This window comes from Paenibacillus sp. FSL P2-0136, assembly GCF_037975325.1.
In the GTDB taxonomy this organism is placed as follows: Bacteria; Bacillota; Bacilli; order Paenibacillales; family Paenibacillaceae; genus Paenibacillus_AQ; species Paenibacillus_AQ silagei.
In genome coordinates, this window is record NZ_CP150244.1 from 6,366,550 (window position 1) to 6,386,862 (window position 20,313).

18 protein-coding genes are annotated in these 20,313 nt (G+C 47.6%); 3 read left to right on the plus strand and 15 right to left on the minus strand.

Features of this window, described 5'->3' with window-relative positions:
- The first annotated feature begins 20 nt into the window (after window positions 1–20).
- Window positions 21–2,675 (plus strand): cation-translocating P-type ATPase, encoded by a 2,655-nt coding sequence (locus NYE26_RS26960; protein ID WP_339257630.1) that lies wholly within the window; start codon window positions 21–23, stop codon window positions 2,673–2,675.
- Window positions 2,676–2,753: 78 nt separating this feature from the next.
- Here the strand turns inward: NYE26_RS26960 and NYE26_RS26965 are convergent, their stop codons facing one another.
- From NYE26_RS26965 to NYE26_RS26985, 5 genes are all read right to left on the minus strand, one after another.
- Window positions 2,754–4,580: an APC family permease gene (locus NYE26_RS26965; RefSeq protein WP_339251484.1), complete on the minus strand. Its 1,827-nt coding sequence runs from the start codon at window positions 4,578–4,580 to the stop codon at window positions 2,754–2,756.
- A 289-nt stretch (window positions 4,581–4,869) separates the two neighbouring features.
- Entirely contained in the window at window positions 4,870–5,805 is a 936-nt protein-coding gene (locus NYE26_RS26970) for a metal-dependent hydrolase (RefSeq protein ID WP_339257632.1), read from the minus strand.
- A gap of 114 nt (window positions 5,806–5,919) precedes the next feature.
- Window positions 5,920–6,990, minus strand: coding sequence for a hypothetical protein (locus NYE26_RS26975; RefSeq protein ID WP_339251486.1), 1,071 nt, complete (start codon window positions 6,988–6,990; stop codon window positions 5,920–5,922).
- Window positions 6,991–7,198: 208 nt separating this feature from the next.
- Complete coding sequence (locus tag NYE26_RS26980) at window positions 7,199–7,945, minus strand: class I SAM-dependent methyltransferase (protein WP_339251488.1); 747 nt, start codon at window positions 7,943–7,945, stop codon at window positions 7,199–7,201.
- A 207-nt stretch (window positions 7,946–8,152) separates the two neighbouring features.
- On the minus strand, window positions 8,153–8,818 hold the full coding sequence (locus NYE26_RS26985) for a VOC family protein (protein ID WP_339251490.1): 666 nt from the start codon (window positions 8,816–8,818) through the stop codon (window positions 8,153–8,155).
- Between the two features lie 181 nt (window positions 8,819–8,999).
- Between NYE26_RS26985 and NYE26_RS26990 the strand changes: the two genes are divergently transcribed.
- Window positions 9,000–10,391 carry a hypothetical protein gene (locus tag NYE26_RS26990; protein WP_339251492.1) on the plus strand — a complete coding sequence of 464 codons (1,392 nt, stop codon included), beginning with the start codon at window positions 9,000–9,002 and terminating at the stop codon, window positions 10,389–10,391.
- Here the strand turns inward: NYE26_RS26990 and NYE26_RS26995 are convergent, their stop codons facing one another.
- From NYE26_RS26995 to NYE26_RS27030, 8 genes are all read right to left on the minus strand, one after another.
- Entirely contained in the window at window positions 10,392–11,147 is a 756-nt protein-coding gene (locus tag NYE26_RS26995; protein WP_339251494.1) for a class I SAM-dependent methyltransferase, read from the minus strand.
- A 14-nt stretch (window positions 11,148–11,161) separates the two neighbouring features.
- On the minus strand, window positions 11,162–11,410 hold the full coding sequence (locus NYE26_RS27000; protein WP_076081789.1) for a hypothetical protein: 249 nt from the start codon (window positions 11,408–11,410) through the stop codon (window positions 11,162–11,164).
- 37 nt (window positions 11,411–11,447) lie between these two features.
- On the minus strand, window positions 11,448–12,557 hold the full coding sequence (locus NYE26_RS27005) for a WG repeat-containing protein (protein WP_339251497.1): 1,110 nt from the start codon (window positions 12,555–12,557) through the stop codon (window positions 11,448–11,450).
- 187 nt (window positions 12,558–12,744) lie between these two features.
- Complete coding sequence (locus tag NYE26_RS27010; protein ID WP_339251499.1) at window positions 12,745–13,068, minus strand: hypothetical protein; 324 nt, start codon at window positions 13,066–13,068, stop codon at window positions 12,745–12,747.
- 17 nt (window positions 13,069–13,085) lie between these two features.
- Window positions 13,086–14,039 carry a copper amine oxidase N-terminal domain-containing protein gene (locus NYE26_RS27015; protein WP_339251501.1) on the minus strand — a complete coding sequence of 318 codons (954 nt, stop codon included), beginning with the start codon at window positions 14,037–14,039 and terminating at the stop codon, window positions 13,086–13,088.
- Window positions 14,040–14,131: 92 nt separating this feature from the next.
- On the minus strand, window positions 14,132–14,500 hold the full coding sequence (locus tag NYE26_RS27020; RefSeq protein WP_339251503.1) for a VOC family protein: 369 nt from the start codon (window positions 14,498–14,500) through the stop codon (window positions 14,132–14,134).
- A gap of 68 nt (window positions 14,501–14,568) precedes the next feature.
- Window positions 14,569–15,177 (minus strand): AAA family ATPase, encoded by a 609-nt coding sequence (locus NYE26_RS27025; protein WP_339251505.1) that lies wholly within the window; start codon window positions 15,175–15,177, stop codon window positions 14,569–14,571.
- Window positions 15,178–15,241: 64 nt separating this feature from the next.
- The gene (locus NYE26_RS27030; RefSeq protein ID WP_339251507.1) at window positions 15,242–15,979 is read right to left on the minus strand and encodes an SDR family oxidoreductase; all 738 of its coding nucleotides are present in this window, start codon (window positions 15,977–15,979) and stop codon (window positions 15,242–15,244) included.
- A gap of 179 nt (window positions 15,980–16,158) precedes the next feature.
- Between NYE26_RS27030 and NYE26_RS27035 the strand changes: the two genes are divergently transcribed.
- The gene (locus tag NYE26_RS27035) at window positions 16,159–17,067 is read left to right on the plus strand and encodes an AraC family transcriptional regulator (protein ID WP_339251509.1); all 909 of its coding nucleotides are present in this window, start codon (window positions 16,159–16,161) and stop codon (window positions 17,065–17,067) included.
- On the opposite strand, the gene NYE26_RS27040 is transcribed toward NYE26_RS27035, so the two are convergent.
- Both NYE26_RS27040 and NYE26_RS27045 read right to left on the minus strand, forming a co-directional pair.
- The gene (locus tag NYE26_RS27040) at window positions 17,060–17,440 is read right to left on the minus strand and encodes an AAA family ATPase (RefSeq protein WP_339251511.1); all 381 of its coding nucleotides are present in this window, start codon (window positions 17,438–17,440) and stop codon (window positions 17,060–17,062) included. The two genes, NYE26_RS27035 and NYE26_RS27040, sit on opposite strands and share 8 nt — an antisense overlap.
- Window positions 17,441–17,738: 298 nt before the next feature.
- Window positions 17,739–18,572, minus strand: a complete 834-nt coding sequence (locus NYE26_RS27045; protein WP_339251513.1) for a hypothetical protein — start codon at window positions 18,570–18,572, stop codon at window positions 17,739–17,741.
- Window positions 18,573–20,313: the final 1,741 nt, after the last annotated feature.

A 20,313-nucleotide genomic window follows, 5' to 3' on the forward strand; every position in this document is an offset into this window, starting at 1 on the left:
GGGAGAGGAGCTTGTTCCTGATGGAGTATTACCGCCGCAATAGTTCAGACACCCTGGAAGAAGTCAACAGTTCCGCAAGCGGGCTTACGTCTGCTGAAGTAGACAACCGGCTGGCCAAGGAAGGCTACAATGAGTTGAAGGGTAAAGCGAAGGACCCGCTATGGAAGCTGTTTCTGGAGAATTTCAAAGATCCTATGGTCATTGTGCTGCTCATCGCGGCTACAGTTCAGATCGTAATGGGACATATTATGGAATCCGTTATCATCTTCGTGGTGCTGATTCTGAATGCTGTAATTAGTGTGGTGCAGACCCGGAAAGCAGAGAGCTCACTGGACGCCCTGCGCAAAATGTCCGCACCCGAAGCCAAGGTCATGCGGGACGGGGCCTTACTGTCGATTCCGGCAAGGGAACTGGTCCGGGGCGACATCGTCTTCCTGGAAGCTGGCGATTATGTGCCTGCGGATGGACGGATTATTGAATCCGGGAGTCTGCGGATTGATGAGGGCATGCTGACCGGCGAATCCGAAGCCGTGGATAAGCATACCGACCCGATCCTGCAGGAGGCTCCGCTGGGCGACCGGCGCAACATGGCCTTCAGCGGCTCGCTGGTCGTCTATGGCCGGGGGACGCTGGTCATTACAGGAACGGCACTCGGCACCGAGCTCGGGAAGATTGCTGGGCTGATCGAGAGTGCCGAAGCCAAGCAGACGCCCTTGCAGCGCAAGCTGGAGAGCTTCGGCAAAAAGCTGGGGATCGCCGTCCTGTTGCTGTCGGTGCTAATCTTCGGCATTCAGGCCGCACGCGTCTGGCTCTCGAATGAGACGGTGGATACCACCGAGGCTATTCTGAATGCCCTGATGTTCGCTGTAGCAGTAGCCGTTGCCGCTATTCCCGAGGCATTGTCTTCTATCGTAACCATTGTACTCTCCGTGGGCACGAACAAGATGGCCCGGCAGCATGCTATTATCCGTAAGCTGCCTGCTGTAGAGGCACTGGGATCAACGAGTGTCATCTGTACGGACAAGACCGGGACGCTGACCCAGAATAAAATGACGGTTGTGGATTATTTCCTCCCCGGAGGACCGGAGGAGCAGTTCAAGCTGAAGGCCGATGACTGGTCGGAGGAAGCCCGCAAGCTGCTGCATATTGCCGTGCTCTGCAACGATTCCAACATTAATGAGGAAGGCAAAGAGCTGGGCGACCCGACCGAGGTAGCGCTGATTGCCTTCAGCAACAGCAAGGACAGGGATTACCGCGAGATCCGCGATAACTTCCCGCGCGAGGCCGAGCTGCCGTTCGACTCTGAACGTAAGCTGATGACTACGCTGCATACGTTCGAGGGGCAGAAGGCACTACTGACCAAAGGCGGACCGGATGTCCTGTTCAGCAGATGTTCCCATGTCCTGCTGGAGGGCCAGGAGGTTCCGCTGACGACAGAGGTCCTGGAAAACTTCAATGAAGCGAATGAACAGTTTTCCGGCAGAGCGCTGCGCGTGCTTGCTTATGCCTATAAGAACGTGCCGGACACAGTGACTGAGGTGGGCCTTGACGATGAGCAGGACCTGGTGCTGGTCGGCCTGTCGGCGATGATTGACCCGCCGCGCGAGGCCGTATATGGCTCTATCGCCGAGTCGAACAAAGCAGGTATTCGCACGATTATGATTACCGGGGACCACAAGACTACTGCCCAGGCGATCGGCCGCGACATCGGACTGATGGCAGAGCATGAGATCGCCGTCACCGGCCAGGAGCTGGATGCCATGTCCGAGGAGGAGCTCGACAGCCGGCTGGAGCAGATTGGTGTCTATGCCCGGGTCTCCCCGGAGAACAAGATCCGGATCGTCAGGGCATGGCAGCGCAAGGGCAAAATCACCGCCATGACCGGGGACGGCGTCAATGATGCCCCGGCACTGAAGCAGGCTGATATTGGGGTTGCGATGGGCAGCGGAACCGATGTCGCCAAGGATTCGGCGGCTATGATCCTAACTGATGATAACTTCGTATCCATCGTCAATGCGGTGGCCGTGGGCCGGACGGTGTTCGATAACATCAAGAAGGCAATCGCCTATCTGTTCGCGGGCAATCTGGGTGCGATTATCGCCATCCTGTTCGCCCTGATCTTCGACTGGATCAATCCGTTCACGGCCATTCAGCTGTTATTCATTAACCTGGCGAACGACTCCCTCCCGGCGATTGCGCTGGGCATGGAAAAGGCCGAGCCGGATGTAATGAGCCGCAAGCCGCGGGACATCAGCGAGGGCATTTTCGCAGGCGGGATGATGCAGGCAGTGATCACCCGTGGTCTGCTGATAGGGATTGCCGTGATTATCTCCCAGTATATCGGGCTGCAGCATTCGGATGACATGGGGATTGCGATGGCCTTCACCACGCTGATTCTGGCGCGCACCCTGCAGACCTTCGCTGCCCGCTCCAACAGCCAGACCTCTGTGGAGGCCGGCTTCTTCAGCAACAAATATGTAATCGGCGCGGTCTTGATCTGCTTTGCCTTCTACGGCATTGCGGTCCTGCCAGGTGTCAGAGAGATCTTCTCGATCCCTGCCACCTTCGGGATGAACCACTGGCTGACCGCCACCGGACTCGCCCTAGGCGCAGTCATTGTGATGGAGCTGGCGAAGCTGATCCGCCGTCTGCTGCCTGCGAAGCAGGCTGCTTAAGCTAGGCTAAGTTAACGAACCTTAATAACAGCAAGAAGCCTGCATTCCCGGCATGGGGTGCAGGCTTTTTATAATCCATCACTTCTTCAAATGATAAGGCACTGTAGTGACAATCACATCGCTGCGGAACAGCAGACGGGCGCGTATCAGCAGACTCGATTGATTATGAAGGATATTATGCCAGCCTTTCTTCGGAATGAACTGTGGAATAATTACCGTTACCCTATGGTTCAACTCTGCGGCCTTCCAATTCACTTTATCAATAAACTTGGTCAACGGCTGTACAATGCTTCTATAAGGAGTATATAGGGTTACTAACCTTACGTCCGGCTGCCACTTTCTCCACTTCTCCTCGAACACCGCTTCATCTTCCCGCTCGAAGGGCACGTAGACGGCTATAATCTGCTGCGGAGACAGCGACTTGGCATATTCCAGGGAGTTCATCACGACATGAGTGATTCCGGCGACCGGCACGATAATCACATTGCCTTCAATCTTGATCGTTTCCTCACAGGTCGAAATTCTAAGCTGGTCCGCAATGGCCTCATAATGCTTATGAATCCGGTGGAACACCAGGAGCAGAATCGGCAGAAAGACAAATACCGGCCATACCTGAGTAAACTTGGTCATGAAGAACATCATCGTCACAACGAAGCTGATTAGAGCGCCAACGGTGTTGATGATGAACTTTTGCACCCAGCCCGCAGGCTTTTCACGTAGCCATTTCACCATCATCCCGCTCTGCGACAACGTAAAGGGAATGAACACACCTACAGCATATAAAGGAATCAGCTGCTCCGTTTTCCCCTCAAAGACATAAATCAGAACCATGGACAGAACACCCAATATGATAATACCGTTGGAGTAACCCAGCCGGTCCCCCCGCATGGTGAACATTCGCGGAATGAATTTATCCTTGGCAAGGTTCACAGCCAGCAATGGGAAGGCGGAATAGCCGGTATTGGCAGCCAGGATCAGGATTAATGCAGTCGTTCCCTGGATAAAATAGTACATCGCATTCCGGCCAAAGGTTTGCTCGGCAATTTGCGATACCACAGTGACGTCAGCACGGGGAGCAATCCCGTAATAATAGGCTAACACCACAATGCCTGAGAACATTACGGCCAGTAAAACTCCCATGGCGATTAAGGTTTTGGAGGCGTTGGACGCTTCCGGGCTTTTGAAATTCGGTATGGCATTGGAGATCGCTTCGACCCCCGTTAACGCAGAGCTCCCGGAAGAAAATGCGCGCAATAATAGAAATAGGCTGATCCCCGCTACCGGAGTACCCAGTGAGGTATGCAGTTCTGCCGGAACGTTACCTGACAAGATGTTGTACAGACCTGTACCAATCAGGATGAATAAGGCCAGGACGAATAAATAGACCGGATAAGCGAGGACGGAGGCAGATTCCGTGACCCCTCTTAAGTTCAAAATCGTGATCAGAAGCACAAAAGCAATGGCAATCACCACTTTATGCTCATGCAGGCTTGGAAACGCTGAGGTGATGGCATCCGTACCCGCCGAAATACTTACAGCCACCGTTAAAATATAGTCAACCAGCAGCGAACCGCCGGCTATTAACCCCGGATACTTGCCCAGGTTCTCCTTGGACACCACATAGGCGCCCCCGCCGTGGGAATAAGCAAAAATAATCTGCCGGTAGGACAGAATGAGCGCGGTCAGCAGGATCAACACACCCAGCGCAATCGGGATCGAATACCAGAAGGCGGCTGCCCCAATCGTAACCAGAACAATCAGAATCTGCTCCGGCCCATAGGCAACGGATGACAGCGCATCTGAAGACAGTATAGCCAGCGCTTTCTTTTTATTTAACTTTTGCTCTCCCAATTCACTGGACTTTAAGGGCCTGCCAATTAAAAATCGTTTTAAAAATGAAATCACTCGGTTTCACCACTCGCTTATTATTTGTAGGATCTTGGTTGTACCCCATCTGCTCCCATTCTCGGACACAACAAAAAGACCACAGAAGAATGTTCTGTGACCTTCAACATATCATGTCCGGCATTAATATAGCGTTAAGGATTACGCAAAGACATTAAGATTGCATTAAGATATTGAGGCTGGCTGATGGACCCATAGCCTCCGCTTGTTCAGCTTCAGGTGTGTCCCAGTCTAGCTTTTGAATAAGTGCTTGAATGTCCTCCACGCGCTCCCCCTACTTTGCAATAGTCTATTCCCTCTGTTCTTCCACCCAAGTTCCATCCTTATAGATGAAATAACGGGGATTCCCCTCCCGGTCGCGTGCAACAATCTCTCCGGCAGGCCCTTCCCCGCTCTCCTCCATCACTTCAAATGAAGCCTCATCCCCGGCAGGGAGCTTCCGGTATACTTGCTCCAGCCCGTCTTTTCCCGTCTTGCTGCGGACAACGTCACTCTTAACGGCAAAGATCATATTCAAGTCTAAACGGACCTCTCCGCCCAAGACAGGCAACACCCCAAGCACCCTTCGCTGGGAGTCGATGACGTCAAACCCCATTTTCCAAAAATCACTCAGCTTGTGAACCTGATAATCCCCGAGCGGATACACCTGAACGGCTGCCTGTGGAGTGAGTGTGAATTTACGCGGAAGCCCTTGTTCCAGTTGCATTAGCATGGCAAGCTTAAGACTGAGATACAGGACAAGAAACACAGCACAACCCGAACTAAGCACCCGTCTTCTGCCCAACGACACCGGAAGCACAAAACTCATAACCCCCACTAACATAGGCATCCAAACCGTAGGATCACCGAGATAGATCAAGGGCAGCCTATAAGCTTCGCTGGACAGCGGATAGACCAAATGGACCCCATGTCCCAAATAATCCACAAGAATATGCCCCAGCACACTCCCCGCTAGACACAGATATAACTGGGTATACGAATATTTTTTCAGCAGCAGCCTGAACAGGAACACAATCGGAACCATAACCAGCCCCATGACTATAATGGAGTGCGACCAAGGAGATACATACCTGTTCCCCAACAGATCTGGCACAATGCCCAGGAACGAGCTCAGTCCGAGCAAAACCACTTTTTCCTTAAAAGAAATCGCCTTGCGCATAAGCACAATCGATACAATAAAACTGCCCGTAAGCAGATGTGTAGCAATATGCATAGCCAATATCATAGACACCTTTAATCCCCCCGCTTTGGTTGTTAAGCTTCACTACTCAGAGCCTGGCAAGTTATAAACAAACGGAGCGGGGAAAAGGTTCATTTGCTATACAAAGATCACTTACACTCAGTTTAGATATGCTTTCCGGGCGTCCTCAAAAATAGTATCTAATTGTACCCTGGTGTAATCGTCTCCTTTAAACTGTATATCATCAGCAGTGCTCTTAGATTGAATGCCTTCACCCGCAGCAGGTACTTTACCATAAACAACGCCACGGATAATGTATACACCAGGATCAGTGAGGCTCTCTCTCAAAAACAGCAAGTATTCTTCATTTTCATTCATCAACTGATATCCAAATGTGCTGTAAACTCTTGATGAGTCGGCCGCTGCATTTTCTTGGACGGTGATGGTCTCCCCGCTAGACAACGTGTGACCGGTATTATTTCTAAATACATCGCTCAGTACAAATTTGGATAATGTGCGATTGTCAATAACCAATCCGTCCACATCTTCTTTTTTCAGAACTACTTCCTGAGCCCCTGCCTTCGTTCCCTTAACAACAATATCTGTTTGTGCATCCATTTCAGAAAATGTTCCGTAGCTAATGGCGCTACTGTTTGTAATGGCGTAAGGAATTGTTTTCGTACCTGCCTTATCTTGAACTGTTAATGGTTCAAGCGAAGCGGCCGCTCTCTCATAATCAGCCTGAGAAATGTCTCTAGCTGACTCCATACTGAAATGCAGTCCGCCTATTTCAAAGTATAAATAGGTTGCTCCATTCTCTTGAGTGATCCACTCCCCCGATACATTTTTAGAAAGCACAACTTTTTTAGTCGAAGCAATCTCGTTAGTTGGTTTAAGTTCTTCTCTGGATTGAGTGATTGAACCGCGAAAAAATACAATACGGACTTGATTGTCTTTAGCTTCAACACGATCCAGAAAATCATCGACACCTAATTCTACTGTAGGGATATAGACTTTATCTAATCCGGCTTTCTTAGCAGCTTCACTAATTTCATTTTTTTGTTCTGCGGTATAAGAGAACGGCTCGGCTTCTGTCATTCCTTCACCTTCATTATTGGCGGAATTTTCAGTTGCAGGAGTATTTGAAGATGAATTTACATTCTGACTGCATCCTGCTAATAAAGCACCAAGCAGCAAACCAATAAACACGACTTTCCTTTTGTAGTTCATGGAATATCCTCCACTTGTTGATTTGTCACCTCACCATAATAGACTGAACCGCTCTTCCAAAAGTTGCATAATCTTCTCAACTCAGTTTCTTTTTTAAAACTCTTTTCAGGTCCAGTAAACTAACACAGACGGGCGCATATCAAAATACAGCGGCAGCCCTGGCCCCTTAAGAGTCCCGGCTACCGCTGGTTATTCACCACACTACTATTTACTTACGGCGGGCAACCATCATAATCTCCATACTGCCGAGCTGTAAAGGCTGTTTCCCGAATTGTCCTGCGGTACAGCCATATGCGGCCTCCACTACAAAGCCCTCACTAACCAGAAGCATCTGTAATTCCCGGAAGGTAAAAGCTGTGGTATAGATCAATACCTCTTTGGATTCGCCCTCGGGGCTGTGAACCTCTTCTTTATGGATTACGGTGCATGAATACGGGTCAAATAACGACTCATCCTGTATACGCCGGGCTAAGTTAAGTGCATTAATTACCGTAAGAACAAATAGAGAACCCGGCTTCAGCGCCCGATGAACTCCTTTAAGGACCTTCCGGTGATTCTCTTCACTGCCAGCCAGTCCAAAGGCCCCTTCACACAGACAAATTGCGCCATCGAATTCCTGATCAAACGTTAACTCGCGGGCATCCGCCACCAGAAATGCTGCCTGTAACTCTTCCTTCGCAGCTTCGCTATTCGCGTGCCTGATAAATTCCGCAGAAATATCCACGCCCACTGTTCTAATTCCGCGCCGAGCCAATTCCAGACTATGCCGCCCCGGACCACAGCCAATATCCAGGGTGCGGGTACCCTGCCGCAGATTCATTAACTCCATTAAAAAGTCTACTTCCTGCATCGTTCCCTGGGCGAAACCGAATGTCAAATACTGCTCCCGCATGAAATCTCCGATTGCTTCATAATGATCCCCACTGTACTCAAAGCCTGCTTGTGTATTCTTCAAAAGCTATCCCTCCGTATCTGTTGTGCCTACACGGAAGTGGATTGGCGTGACAGCTTAACCTCTTCCGTGTCCCGAATGACAACGTTCAGCCTGTCAGCGCATCTATTCATAAGTTCACTCGCTTTCCTTATTATGTAACTTCAGGGTAGACATTCGTAGCCGGGAAGTCAAAAGAAAGAACCGTTATACTCATTCTGTACGGTTAGCTTAACGAAGCCCCCGGACCTGCACCCCCTCTGTATCATCCAGCGTGATCTCACAAACAGCCGTCTTAATAGTTAGCGGATGCGGATAGGCTTCCTCCTGATCAGACATGAACCAGACCCGGCCTTGCTTCACAGCAATAATCAACCCGTGCTCGTCACCTGCAGCGGCGAACTGGCTATGGTAATCCTGCCAAGGAACAATCCCTACCCGAGATAGCTTAAGCAGCGCCTCCTCCACATCGGGTACAGGCAGCCCGATCTCACTTACACATAACAGACTGGCTGGAGAAAAGGCTCCATTGGCGGAATTGTTCAGATTGTGCCGGGCAATCAGCTCTACAATATTACCTGACGGATCATAGAAATAGATGGAATCGGCATTCCAAGACTCGAAGCGCACAACCTCCTGGCCCTCATTAGGAATGACAGACACCTTAGGAGTAAACCACCGCAACGCTTCATTGATCTGATTCTCAGGAATATTAAAAGCAAAATGATATTTCGGCTGTCTGCTTGGATCAGACTCATTGAAGGTTAGACTGGACTCTCCCGCTCGTACACTGAAGGATGCCCGATGTTCCTGGAATACCGCCAGCCCAAGAGTATTCTCATAAAAGTCTTTCATTTCTTTCAAGGAATGAGTCTGCATCTCTACTTCTCTTATCATCTAGGATCACCTCTGTTTGTGGCATATCACCCAAAGCTTTGCTTCCATGGTAGCCATGCAGAGAATGGAAGTCAAACCGGCATCTGCAACTTCTGCGCAGCAACCGCGTCCATAACAATATGGAAAATCTATCTATTCTCTGAAAACAATAGGACAATCGAACACAACAGGAGGTTTATGTATGCGCTATATGGCAGCAATTGTGCTGGCGGCGGCTTTGCTCTCAGGGTGTCAGGGGGCAGACAAGGCGGGCGTGAACGGCTCTTCCTCAGCTCCGCCCACAGCTTCCCCATCCATCGTATCACCCACAGCTGTGTCAGCCACCCCTTCCCCTTCAGCATCTTCAATCGAGGAAGAACCGCTGCTCTATATTGAGCAATTGAAAACTATCGGCGGAGGCGGACAACTGGTGCAGGTGAAATCCAACTTTGATATTGACCAGCGATCATTGGAGCAAGCGCTGAAAAATAGTCTACAGACCAGTGATCCCGAGACCGAATTCCGTTACACGCTGGAATGGGAGTCTCCGCGGTTTGTGCAAATCCGCCTGCATCTCGATGAGGGCAGTGTCTGGTCCGGGACGTTCAATCTGGACGAAGCCGTCACCACAGACGGGCGCAAGTATGCTAGTACAGAGCAGCCGTACCGTAACACGGTAGTGATTAGAGCTGCAGACGGTGAGGGCAGTCTGTTGTTCCAAGGCGTCACCTCCGGTACCCGGCGCGTAGTACCTGCCTGGAACACGGGCTGGATCAAGTCCATTCAGACCCGGGAATCGGTTGCCCCTTCCTATCTGTTCTACGGACAGGAGAAGCATCATCTGGTGCACGCCCTGACAGGCGAGGCGCTGGAGATTCCGGTTTTTGCTCAGGAGAAGGATGCCTACGGCAATGACTATGGTTACCATGAGATGTATTCTGACCGCTTCTATGGGGACTTTACTTATATGATCTCGGGCAATAAGACGCTGTATCGTGTAGACCTGAAGGGCTTCACCCGTACGAAGCTTCATGTATTCAGCAAGCCGGTCTACGGCATGTCCTCCTCGCCTGACGGCAAGCACATAGCTGTATTAACTGCTCATGACGAATACATTGGACCTGGGGCGGACCTGACGGTGCTGGATCAGAAGGGGAAAATACTGCATTCGCAGCAGAACGCCGCCTTCATCTCCCATAGTGACGGCTTCCTGTTCGTGTATTCTCTGACTTGGGAGGACGATTCAAATCTGATCCTTCCCGCAGACAGAGGTGAGCATAACCCGCTTGGACAAGTCCGTTACAACACCGGAAGCGGAACGTCCACGGTGATGCAGGATCAGCGGATCACGGACCAGCTAAAGAAGGATCTCGCAGAGCATGAGCGGCAACCGCATAATGACCTGTTGCTATCCGGGCTGATGTGGTCACCCGACAACAGATTCGCAGCCTTCCAGTCGGATACAGGAACCATACAGGTCTATGACACTCAGGAACGGACCTTTACGTTCATATCCGCAGGCACACTGCTGGGCTGGATGCCGGATGGAACGCTTGCCTGGGCGGATATTAAGGATCATGTGTATACCTTTTAACTATACTTCTCCCCAAAAAATCTCAGTCTCATATTCAAATGGAACCACACCGCCCTGATTATGCCTGTCAAATATATTCTGCAGCTCTGTCATCATCGGATTGTAATTCGGATGTCCGGGAACAGGGCTATAGGAGGAGGATAACAGCCGGCCGCTCAGACCCTCGAAATCGAACTCCTGAGTCATTTCAAACTGGCTTTTATGCATCGTATTCTCTTTAAAAAAAGAGACAAGCATCGCCTGAGAAATGTTTTTATGATTCACTTGTTCATAGTCGGTTCCGTAGGTGTGAAGCAGTTGATCGTACTCTTCACGAAATGAAGTACCGTTTGTAAGCCGGGAATTCCATATGAGTATGACTTTCCCGCCAGGCTGTAGTATTCTCCGGAACTCCGTTTGCGCGGCTTGCCGGTCAAACCAGTGAAATGCCTGCGCACAGACAATAAACTCAACCGACCGATCCGGTAACCCGGTAGCTTCCGCAGATCCTGATCTACTCTGGAAGCTCGGGTTGCTGTTGAGCCTTTGCTCTGCGGCTTCACGCATTGCCTGATTGGGCTCGACCGCGATTACATCGCTGCCGCGTTCCAGAAGCAGCTTGGACAGGCTCCCAGTGCCAGAACCGATATCTGCTATTTTACTGTTCGGGCGCAGACCAATATTGTCGTACAAATAATCAATAGCCTCTTGTGGATAGCTTGGGCGGTACTTCAAATAGGAATCGACCCGGTTCGAAAACCTTTCATCACTGTTCATCGCTGTTCACTCTCCTATTTTGTTTTCTTCGGAAAACCGTATACGAATAGTATCACACCAATTAACGTAAGGATTGGCACAAAGAGATTATCGAAGAAGCCTGCGATATGAGTTTTAGGCTGGACATCGTACATTTGCGCTTGGTATAACGCAGAAATTTCATAATTTCGAGCGATCAATGTACCTACACGCTCGATAGTGTAGATTAACGCGGCCGTAATCAGAAAGGCTGCCCCTAGTTTTCTGTATAAGTCGTTGCCCATTGAATATTATTGCCTCCTCTACCCTTGATTGATTTAGTTACGGTTTCACCACTCCGCCCGGAAGCTCGGAAGCCGGCGGCCAGACGATGGTTCCGCTGCGGTTCATGTACCCTCTGATTTCCTCGCGAGTATCTGGAACCAGCAGGGTGATTTCTGCCAGTTCGCCTTTAAAATCAGCGGCCCAATAGAGTTGCGGCTTAACCACGAAGCGTCCAGAGGTATTAATATAGCCGTACCTCTGCCCCGGGCTTGCCGGAGCCAGACCACCCTTGAACAAACCTCCAGCCGTGAATCCCTGAATGACCTTGGCGCCCTTCTTATTAATATAGAAGGTGGCTCCATTGCGCTCGACGAACGCCAGCCCTTCCGAGAAGGGTTGGGCCATGCTGAACTGCGGCTTAATCAGGTAATTGCCTGTTTTGTCGATGTAGCCGTATTTGCCGTTCACATACACAACTGCCGCCCCGCCGGAGAACGGTGTGGCGTAATCATACCTTGGGGTGATGCGAAGCTTGCCGGTGGTGTCGATATAGCCGTATTTGCCGCCAACGGCAAGTGTAACGGCCGCCATGCCTTCCGAGAAATCAGAAGTAAAGCTATATCTGTAAGGAACGATAAGCGTGCCCTTAGTGTTAATGTAACCCGAGGCTTTACCCATATTGACCCGGGCCAGACCTTCGGAGAAATTAAATGCCCGGACATAGATTGGCTGTATGGCCACCTTGCCTTGGCTATCGATATACCCGTACCGGGTCGCCGTGGCCCCGCCGGCGAGTTGAACCTTCGCTGTATACAGCGCGCGGTCATTATACAGAATGCCGGCATCTCTCAACTTGTATTCGAACAGCTTGGTGCCTGCTGAACTGAGATAATATTGCTTTTTAGCCGCATGGTCCTCGACATACACCGTCCCTCCGGGCATTCCTGAGTAACCATAACTATCATACACCGCTTCAATAACCACCTTGCCCTTGCCGTTGATGAAGCCGTATTTCCCGTTCACTTCAATTGGATATAATTGATCTGCTGTCTTGGCCTGCACAGTACCAGCACCGGCAGCCTGGGCCTTGTCCTGCGATGGACCCGCTATGCCTGCACTGAACACCATCGTCGTCATTAGTAGGGTTAAAGCCAGCTTTTTAAACACCTGTGGTTCACTCTCCTCAGAGGCTATTTTCCATTCTTTAGGTTAGACGGTGATTGTACCGGTTTTGTTGTGCATTGTTTGGAAAAATAATGAAGATCGATAGCTCGCCACAAAAAAGAGGGCTGCCCCTTGCGAATATGGCGCAGCTCCTTCAGGTCGAACTCCTCGCGGTCTCATAGATGAAGTCCTAGCGTTTGCATGAAACGGTAGCCACGAATTGAACCAATAGGATCAGGAAAAAAACGTTCCAAATGCTCGGAATAGATGCAATCGCGAAATAGAAGGAATAGGGTGCCAGCCAGATCAAAGAAATGGCCATAAGTAAGCGAAGACCACGCCAGATTGAAATGGCCATGACGGCTGAAGGTACAATGAGCATGAGGACCACAATCACTTGTGTGCTGCTGGATACCGCCTGCTCACTGTATGGGTTATCAAACAGAAACAGAAAACTTAGTCCAATACCCAGTAGGGATAAGAAAAAGGCTGACCACTTCACCCCAGGTCTCAAATTTACACACCTCCTGTTCACTGTGGATGATAATCAGAGAATCCCGAAATCAGAACTCTAGACCCCTTGGTGACGCTATCCACCTTCCAAGTTCCGTTCGCGAATATTAGCGAGACTGTCCGATCTTCTGCATATTGATCTTCACCTGTAAGACCATTCGCTACTATTACAGATTGTGAAAGTGTGCAAGAATTCTTACTAGTATAAATAGGTGAAGTGACAGGCGTTTCATAAGTACCCGCTGTTTTCAATCCTTTGTTCTGAGTAATAGACTTAATTAATTTATCCGTGAAGTACGGTTTAAAGGTTGAATTTACATTTTTAATTGAAGATACATTTGAGGCTTGATTTAATTTATCTGATAGAAGTTTCAAACGTGCTTCAGAAATTTTATTCTTTTCCGGAATTTGAACAGATGGGGTCTCCATATTAACAACCAATCCTTTGTTACCCACTGTTACTGTTGCTTGTTTAGACAGTTGGTTCCACATTACCGTTGCCCCTAACGACTGACTAACAAAACGAAGAGGAACATAAGTTGTTCCATTGATGACTTGTGTTGCAGTATCCAAATCGACATATTTCCGTGACGGTGTATCTGGAGTTTCACTCGATGGAGCAGATTCAATAATCACACGTTTGAAATTTGCCGCAAGCCATATAGTCGAATTCCCGTTTTTGATTTTAACAACTTTATCTGTTTGAAACCATTCCAAGCTTGCGCCAAGATTTTCGGAGACAGCACGTAAGGGAATTAAGACTCGTCCGTTGTTTATTTGACCATTGTTAATCGTTGTAGATGTTTGTGCCTCAGCCGCATAACTAGACCCAGTTGTTAAAGATAGCATAAGAAATGCTGATGAAAGCAATGCAAATGTCCATTTTTTTATCATAATATTTCCTCCTCTTAAATAATTCACCACAAATTTCTCTCTCGCATCTGCTTTCTCTATAAAATACAATTCGGTCAAACAGAAACTCCCCATTTAGCAACAGGATTTATCAGTTCACCTGTTTACCATATGGGGAGCAATATACTTAAAGTAATATAATCTTAATGTAATCAGCCTTTACTGTGAAGAGTTATCAGATAACCGTCCGGATCGGCGAAGGTAAAGGTACGTCCGAAGGGGCCGTCGATGGGGGCGGATGTAATTGTCACGCCTGCTGCTGCGAGTTTATCGTGAATGTCTTGCGTATCCGGGGCATAGAGCCATAGCGCAACACCAAGTCCAGGCTGAGTCCCCGTAATGAGCTCGACTCCCGGCATGAGGTCACGAAGTGCAAAGGCAATAGGCTTTGTGTCAAAAACCACCGCATGAGGCGGGCCCGCCTGTGAACGGACGAGTCCAAGATAGTGTTGATAAAATTCAGCAGAGCCTTCAAGATCGCTGACCTGAAGTGAGATGAAATCGGGTCCAATGACAGACATAATAGCCTCCTAATATTCGTGTTTGTAGGTTTATATAGTCTTCATTATACCCACCCTTCCTGACAACGTTATGTCAGTAGCGTTCTATTAAGATTACCATCTCTTTTGCACAATTTCTGAAATGCCGAGTATTCCTGATTGGACTTAATATAGTTAATTATCTGTTCGGCGCATTCTGCCGGAGTCAGCTCTTCCGTGTTCACTTCAAGGTCATATTCATCAAAACGATAGACGATGTCGAACTGGGCATCCACTAGACCAATCTGCCGGTCCCCTCTGGCCTGCTCTCTTCGGATGAGCTCTTCCCGGGAGCATAGGACACCAACAAATAGCGTAGTCCGATCAGCAAAATGATCCCAAAACTCATTAAATCTCTTATCGTTGTCGAATACGGTATCCACGATGACATTGAATCCCATTTCGGATAACAGCTTAATCGTCGAGTAGTACACGGAGACTATGGAGTCATCCAGTATTTGCGAGACCACCTGATGGTCTATTTCCCGTACAGGCTCGTCTGGAAATTTATGATTAATGAAATCATTGTAATTCATGAAAAAATCATCAATCGACACATGATAAAACGGAATCTCTTTCTGTTTCGTAAGTTCAGCCGAGATGGAGCTCTTCCCGGAGCTTGAAGTTCCATTTAGAACAAGAAGCATGCCTTTATTCATTTCGTCCCCTCCTTTTCACCCATTATAAACCATAGGCGTTAGAGGAGGTAACTCATCAGTTGTATCAGTTGAATCCACCATTCACACGAATCGTCTGTCCTGTAATCCAGCGGGCCTTGTCACTGACAAGCAAGTCGATCACATTCGCAATATCCTCAGGCTCGCCAAGCCGTCCAAAAGCATTCATCCGCCGGAAGGAATCCACCAGCTCCTCAGATTTCCCGTTCAGGAATAACTCCGTCGATACTTGCCCGGGTGCAACACAATTCACAACGATATCCTTTGCTCCGAATTCCTTCGCTAACTGGCGGGTTAACTGCTCGACTGCCCCTTTGGTTGCAGCATAGACACTATAGGTTGGCAGCATTGCACCCGATACAGAGGTCGAGAAGTTGATAATCGTTCCGCCCCGCTCCATATGCTTCATCGCTTGCTGGCAGGCGAAATAAGTGCCTTTGACATTGACAGCAAATTGACGGTCGAACATCTCCTCTGTTACGTTTGCGATAGGCACACATTCCATAACTCCGGCATTATTCACCAAAATATCGATGCGCCCGAATTGCCCGATTGTCTCCGAGAACAGGGATTCGACCTCACTCACCTTGCTTACATCGCCTTGAACGGCTATCGCTTCCCCGCCAGACTCCTTAATGATTTGGACGACCTCGTCCGCTTTCCCAGGGTTAGATGAATAATTGACAGCTACTTTTATTCCTAACCCGGCCAATTGAATAGCGATTTGTCTTCCAATGCCCCTCGATGCACCTGTGACGATGGCTACTTTTCCGTTCTGACTCACTTAGACCACTCTCCTTAAGTTCGCTTAGGCCGGATGATGATCTGTTGGCCTTATGGTTTCATTGTACATCAATCGAAGAGCATCCCGTTATAACAGACCTGTTCACTTCTTGCCTATTTCTCTTTTTCCCGCTATGATAACAGCAAACCTTATGACCACATGAAAAGGAGGCAGCTAACTTGGACGATACATTGCGGACCGGGCCGCTTTTGCAGCAATTGGCTGCGCTGATTCTTCGCCATGCTCCATCTGCAGGCACCTACCAGACGCATATTCCTTCCTTGCAGTTGATGCGCGCCACGGATGCAGCAGAACCGCTGGAGTCTGTCTATAAGCCGTCGATCTGTGTCGTTGCCCAAGGAGCCAAAGCAGCCACCCTGTCCAGCGAAACTTATCATTATGATCCTTCCACTTACCTGGTCACTTCGGTTGAGCTGCCGATCAACGGAAGAATAACCGGAGCTTCGCCTGATCATCCGTTTCTTGGCATCAAGCTAAGCTTCGATCCTGGCACCATCCTGGAAATTGTAAAAGAAATGGCGGACACCACCCTCGTTCCCGGTGAAACGTCCCTCGGCATCACAGTTGCCCGAACCTCTGAGTCCTTACTTGCTGCCATCGTACGGCTCATCCAGTTACTCGATGCGCCACAGGATATCCCTGTTCTGGCCCCGCTCTTGATCCGCGAAATTCTGTATCGCGTTCTTCAAAGCGACCAGGGCTCCCACCTGCATCAATTCGCCATCATCGGCAGCCATGCGCACCGGATTGCTCAAGCTATCCAAGTGATCACTAAGCAGTACGATCAATCCCTTGTCGTTGAACAGCTTGCAGAGTCCGTAAATATGAGCAACTCCGCCTTCCACAAGCACTTCAAGCGCGTCACTGCCATGAGTCCGCTGCAATACCAGAAGGTCATCCGCTTGCAGGAAGCCCGCCGCCTCATGCTAACCGAATCCCTCCAAGCCTCCGATGCCGCCTTCCGCGTAGGCTATGAGAGCCCCTCCCAGTTCAGCCGCGAATATGCCCGCCAGTATGGGAGACCTCCGGCGACCGATGTTCAGGGGATTCTTGGGTTATCTAAGTAGCTAACTTCTTCAGACTTAGTTGTTCACGTAACGACATCCAGCTTTCCGTCACGGTCTGATGCGCTGTATCAATCACGATGTGGTCACGGTCCCAAGCATCGTAATGTCTGTTCTTCACCTCACTCCAAGTGGGGAGGGTAAATCCAGGAATATCCGTTGTACGAGTGGTAATTCGATGCTTGTGTGTACATTCGTCCGAACAGACCACTTCGATTTCGACAAACGGAATTCCTAGAGACTCTGCTACATTACTTACGACATCAACCCAAAGATACGGTGCCCGCAGTTCGCTTGCTAAAGCTGATGCTAATGTAGACTTACCGGTGCCTGGCAACCCGCCGAATATATACAGCATATGGATTTCCTCTTTCATGACAACTTGTTTTCTGTTCTATGCCTACTGTTTCTTTGAAAATCATGATATCTTAACTACCCTAGGTCCCGCAGGATGTAATCGTTTATAAATGATAGCAGACACTACCGGATTTAACGATGAAGTTTGATTTATTTTTTTATCTTTCCATCAAAAATGAGCCGTCCTAATTTCTCAGGACGGCTCAAGATGAATTAACTTAATCGATGAATATTTTCATATCTACATTAATTAACAATGTGTTCAGTGACATTAAAGTTGGTTCCTAAAAAAACTTATTACCTTGTATTTTTTTTTGTCAAACAGAGTAGTAGTGGCGAACCATCTGTTCAAAGTAATCCTTACTCCTCAATAATACTCCTAACTCTCCAACTAGTTTCTTAAATCTATGAGCTTTATCTTGTGACGCACCTTTTAACATTACTCTCTCAAAAACTCCTGGTCTAATTTCAACAATTGGTGGATTAGTCAAGTACTCATGAAACAAGTATACAATCTCATAGTCCCCGATATGATTATGGTATAAATGTTCATCAACAGCCTTTGCAACAGTATCAAACATTCCCAAATAAGTTTTTAAATCCAAAAGAGTAATAGTTTCCATGGCATTCGCTTCAGAAGTACGTCCTCGGGCGGCTTTCATAACCGAGATGTCCCTACCAAAACCATGTGCAAATTTATTCCTTAATTTTCGTACGTGATCAAGATGAGAAAGATTAACCGATAGCGTTGCTGGGACGTGACCAAACACTCGCCGGTATGCTTTTATCCTGCTACTCCAGCTTCCTTTTGTTATATCTTCTACTAAGGTAACCTTTGAGTAATTAGGCGTAGTCTTTAAATTATGAATTCCATCTAAGCTTCTAGTATGTCGCGTCTCAACTCCCGGATCTGATTCGAGCGCTAGAGAACATACCGTTGCAAGGTATATCTCAAAATATGAGCTCGCCGACTCTAGGCACGAGTACCTAACCCAATTTAAAAATCCATCAATATCATCTTCCCAATCCTTGTGGCTCGGTGGTATTCTCCGTTCATCAACAGGGTCACTAAAACTAAAGAAATCTTTTGGGGTTATTTGATTCGAGATAGATATTGAACTTGCAAAAGACAATTTTGCATGTTTATGCACTGGCTCGTAACTCCAATAATACTTATTCAATGAGGTATGATGATGATTAAATACCTTGTATACCCATGTTGAATGGTCAAACGCTGTCCACCTTTGATACGACATTTACTCACCTCTACATAGATCAACTTTTAGAGTTCCATTAATAATCAATCGAAGTTATTAAGCCACCTAATCCTAACAATACCTTATTAGGAACAAAACAGATATTCACTTACGGAGGAATAATATCAATTATAATCTTTGATAATCCATGGGAAAAGCACTATTTCCAAAAAAAAAAACCCGTATAAGCGCAGCTAACAAAGCCTTTATAGACAGGAAGAATTTAGTTGTTACAGTAAGTTCATATAACCTCAAATAAATCATACTCAAACCTTCTTTAGGTTTGAAGAAAACATAAGTTTAGACTGAACTGTACGAACTGGTATGAAAAGTATCGGGCTCCGTTACCTTAATAGAAGCAACCGCTCATGCCGGCCTCCACCGTTAATCGCGCTAAACGTATAGCCCAGCTTCATTCGGAAAACCAGTCTACAACTTTATTTTCCAATTCTAACACTTTATTTTCTTTCTACATGAGGAATGCAATAAAAATATCCGCGAGTATGAGCGGCGAATTAAAAAGGTTGAGGCTGCGGAGTCTGTAAATGAAAGCTACCTGGAAAAGCTCTTGGAAAATATAGAATATGAAATGGATAAGCTTGCATTTCTTCATAATAAGTTGGACGAGATCGGGGGCATTTCAATACAATAAGACAATTTAAAACCTGGTGATCAAATTAAGATCCGGGGCAGTTGGGGGAAACTGGTTAAGGAGAATTAAAAAACAGCTGAGATTAAATATCTCTGTGTCCTTATACATTGAAATACACATATGCAGAAATTCAGAAAGTGAAAGCCGCTGAGGAAGTAGCAGCAGTTTAACAGATGCAAAACAAGCGTTCGCTATACGGTTTACTGGGGCATTTCCCAGTTATCATTCCAATCGCCATGAAATTCAAGAAATATATCTTCAGGATCACAAAGACTCACTCCGAATTTATTAATTGTGAACTTAAAATAAATACGGGTATATGGATTGGAATAAAGTCTATTGATTTCTAAAAAATAATTGTAAAATTGTGGGTATTTAAAGAGAAGATCCGCTTTGGCTTTATCAGATTCATATCCGAAGCGCTTAATCTCAACGATGGCTCGCTGCCCTGTCGTTGGATTATAAAAACTAGCTTCAGGCTACTTAACCGTATGGCCACCCGTTCTCCGTTGATCTAACGGTGTGACATCCCCATTGTTTGCATCGGCGTATACAAGGAAGAATTAATGCATTTCATAACTACTATGGATTCATCGACATCCAAATGTTTGGGGTTTCTCGGGTCTAGAGTGATCCAGTCTTCTACTGGGAGGCTCAGGATAGCTGTAACCAGTCTCGTCAAAAGGCTCACATCCTTCGTATATTTGTAATAAAGCTGCTACTCTCCGGTTGATGATTTCATACTAAGCCCACGGATTCCACCAGTTCTTAAAGAAAATAAAATATTAGACTAGTGTTGTTGATCTGTTGCGGTTTTTTGGCTACATAATCGTTAACTTTTTTAAAATGAGCATTTTGCATAATTCATTTCGGAAAAAAAAGTAAGGTTAGACTGACAAGCTGAAATGAAATTTCTAGAGAACAAGATGTAAATGGACAAGGGCAGGATTTTCATAAAATTGAAAATTCAAGCGGCGTTTGTGA

Coding starts and splice junctions, on each gene's coding strand:
- NYE26_RS26960 (WP_339257630.1), top strand. CDS start 21: ATGGAGTATTACCGCCGCAATAGTTCAGACACCCTGGAAGAAGTCAAC.
- NYE26_RS26970 (WP_339257632.1), bottom strand. CDS start 5,805: ATGATATTGGCTATGCATATTGCTACACATCTGCTTACGGGCAGTTTT.
- NYE26_RS26975 (WP_339251486.1), bottom strand. CDS start 6,990: ATGAACTACAAAAGGAAAGTCGTGTTTATTGGTTTGCTGCTTGGTGCT.
- NYE26_RS26985 (WP_339251490.1), bottom strand. CDS start 8,818: ATGATAAGAGAAGTAGAGATGCAGACTCATTCCTTGAAAGAAATGAAA.
- NYE26_RS26990 (WP_339251492.1), top strand. CDS start 9,000: ATGCGCTATATGGCAGCAATTGTGCTGGCGGCGGCTTTGCTCTCAGGG.
- NYE26_RS26995 (WP_339251494.1), bottom strand. CDS start 11,147: ATGAACAGTGATGAAAGGTTTTCGAACCGGGTCGATTCCTATTTGAAG.
- NYE26_RS27000 (WP_076081789.1), bottom strand. CDS start 11,410: ATGGGCAACGACTTATACAGAAAACTAGGGGCAGCCTTTCTGATTACG.
- NYE26_RS27020 (WP_339251503.1), bottom strand. CDS start 14,500: ATGTCTGTCATTGGACCCGATTTCATCTCACTTCAGGTCAGCGATCTT.
- NYE26_RS27025 (WP_339251505.1), bottom strand. CDS start 15,177: ATGAATAAAGGCATGCTTCTTGTTCTAAATGGAACTTCAAGCTCCGGG.
- NYE26_RS27040 (WP_339251511.1), bottom strand. CDS start 17,440: ATGAAAGAGGAAATCCATATGCTGTATATATTCGGCGGGTTGCCAGGC.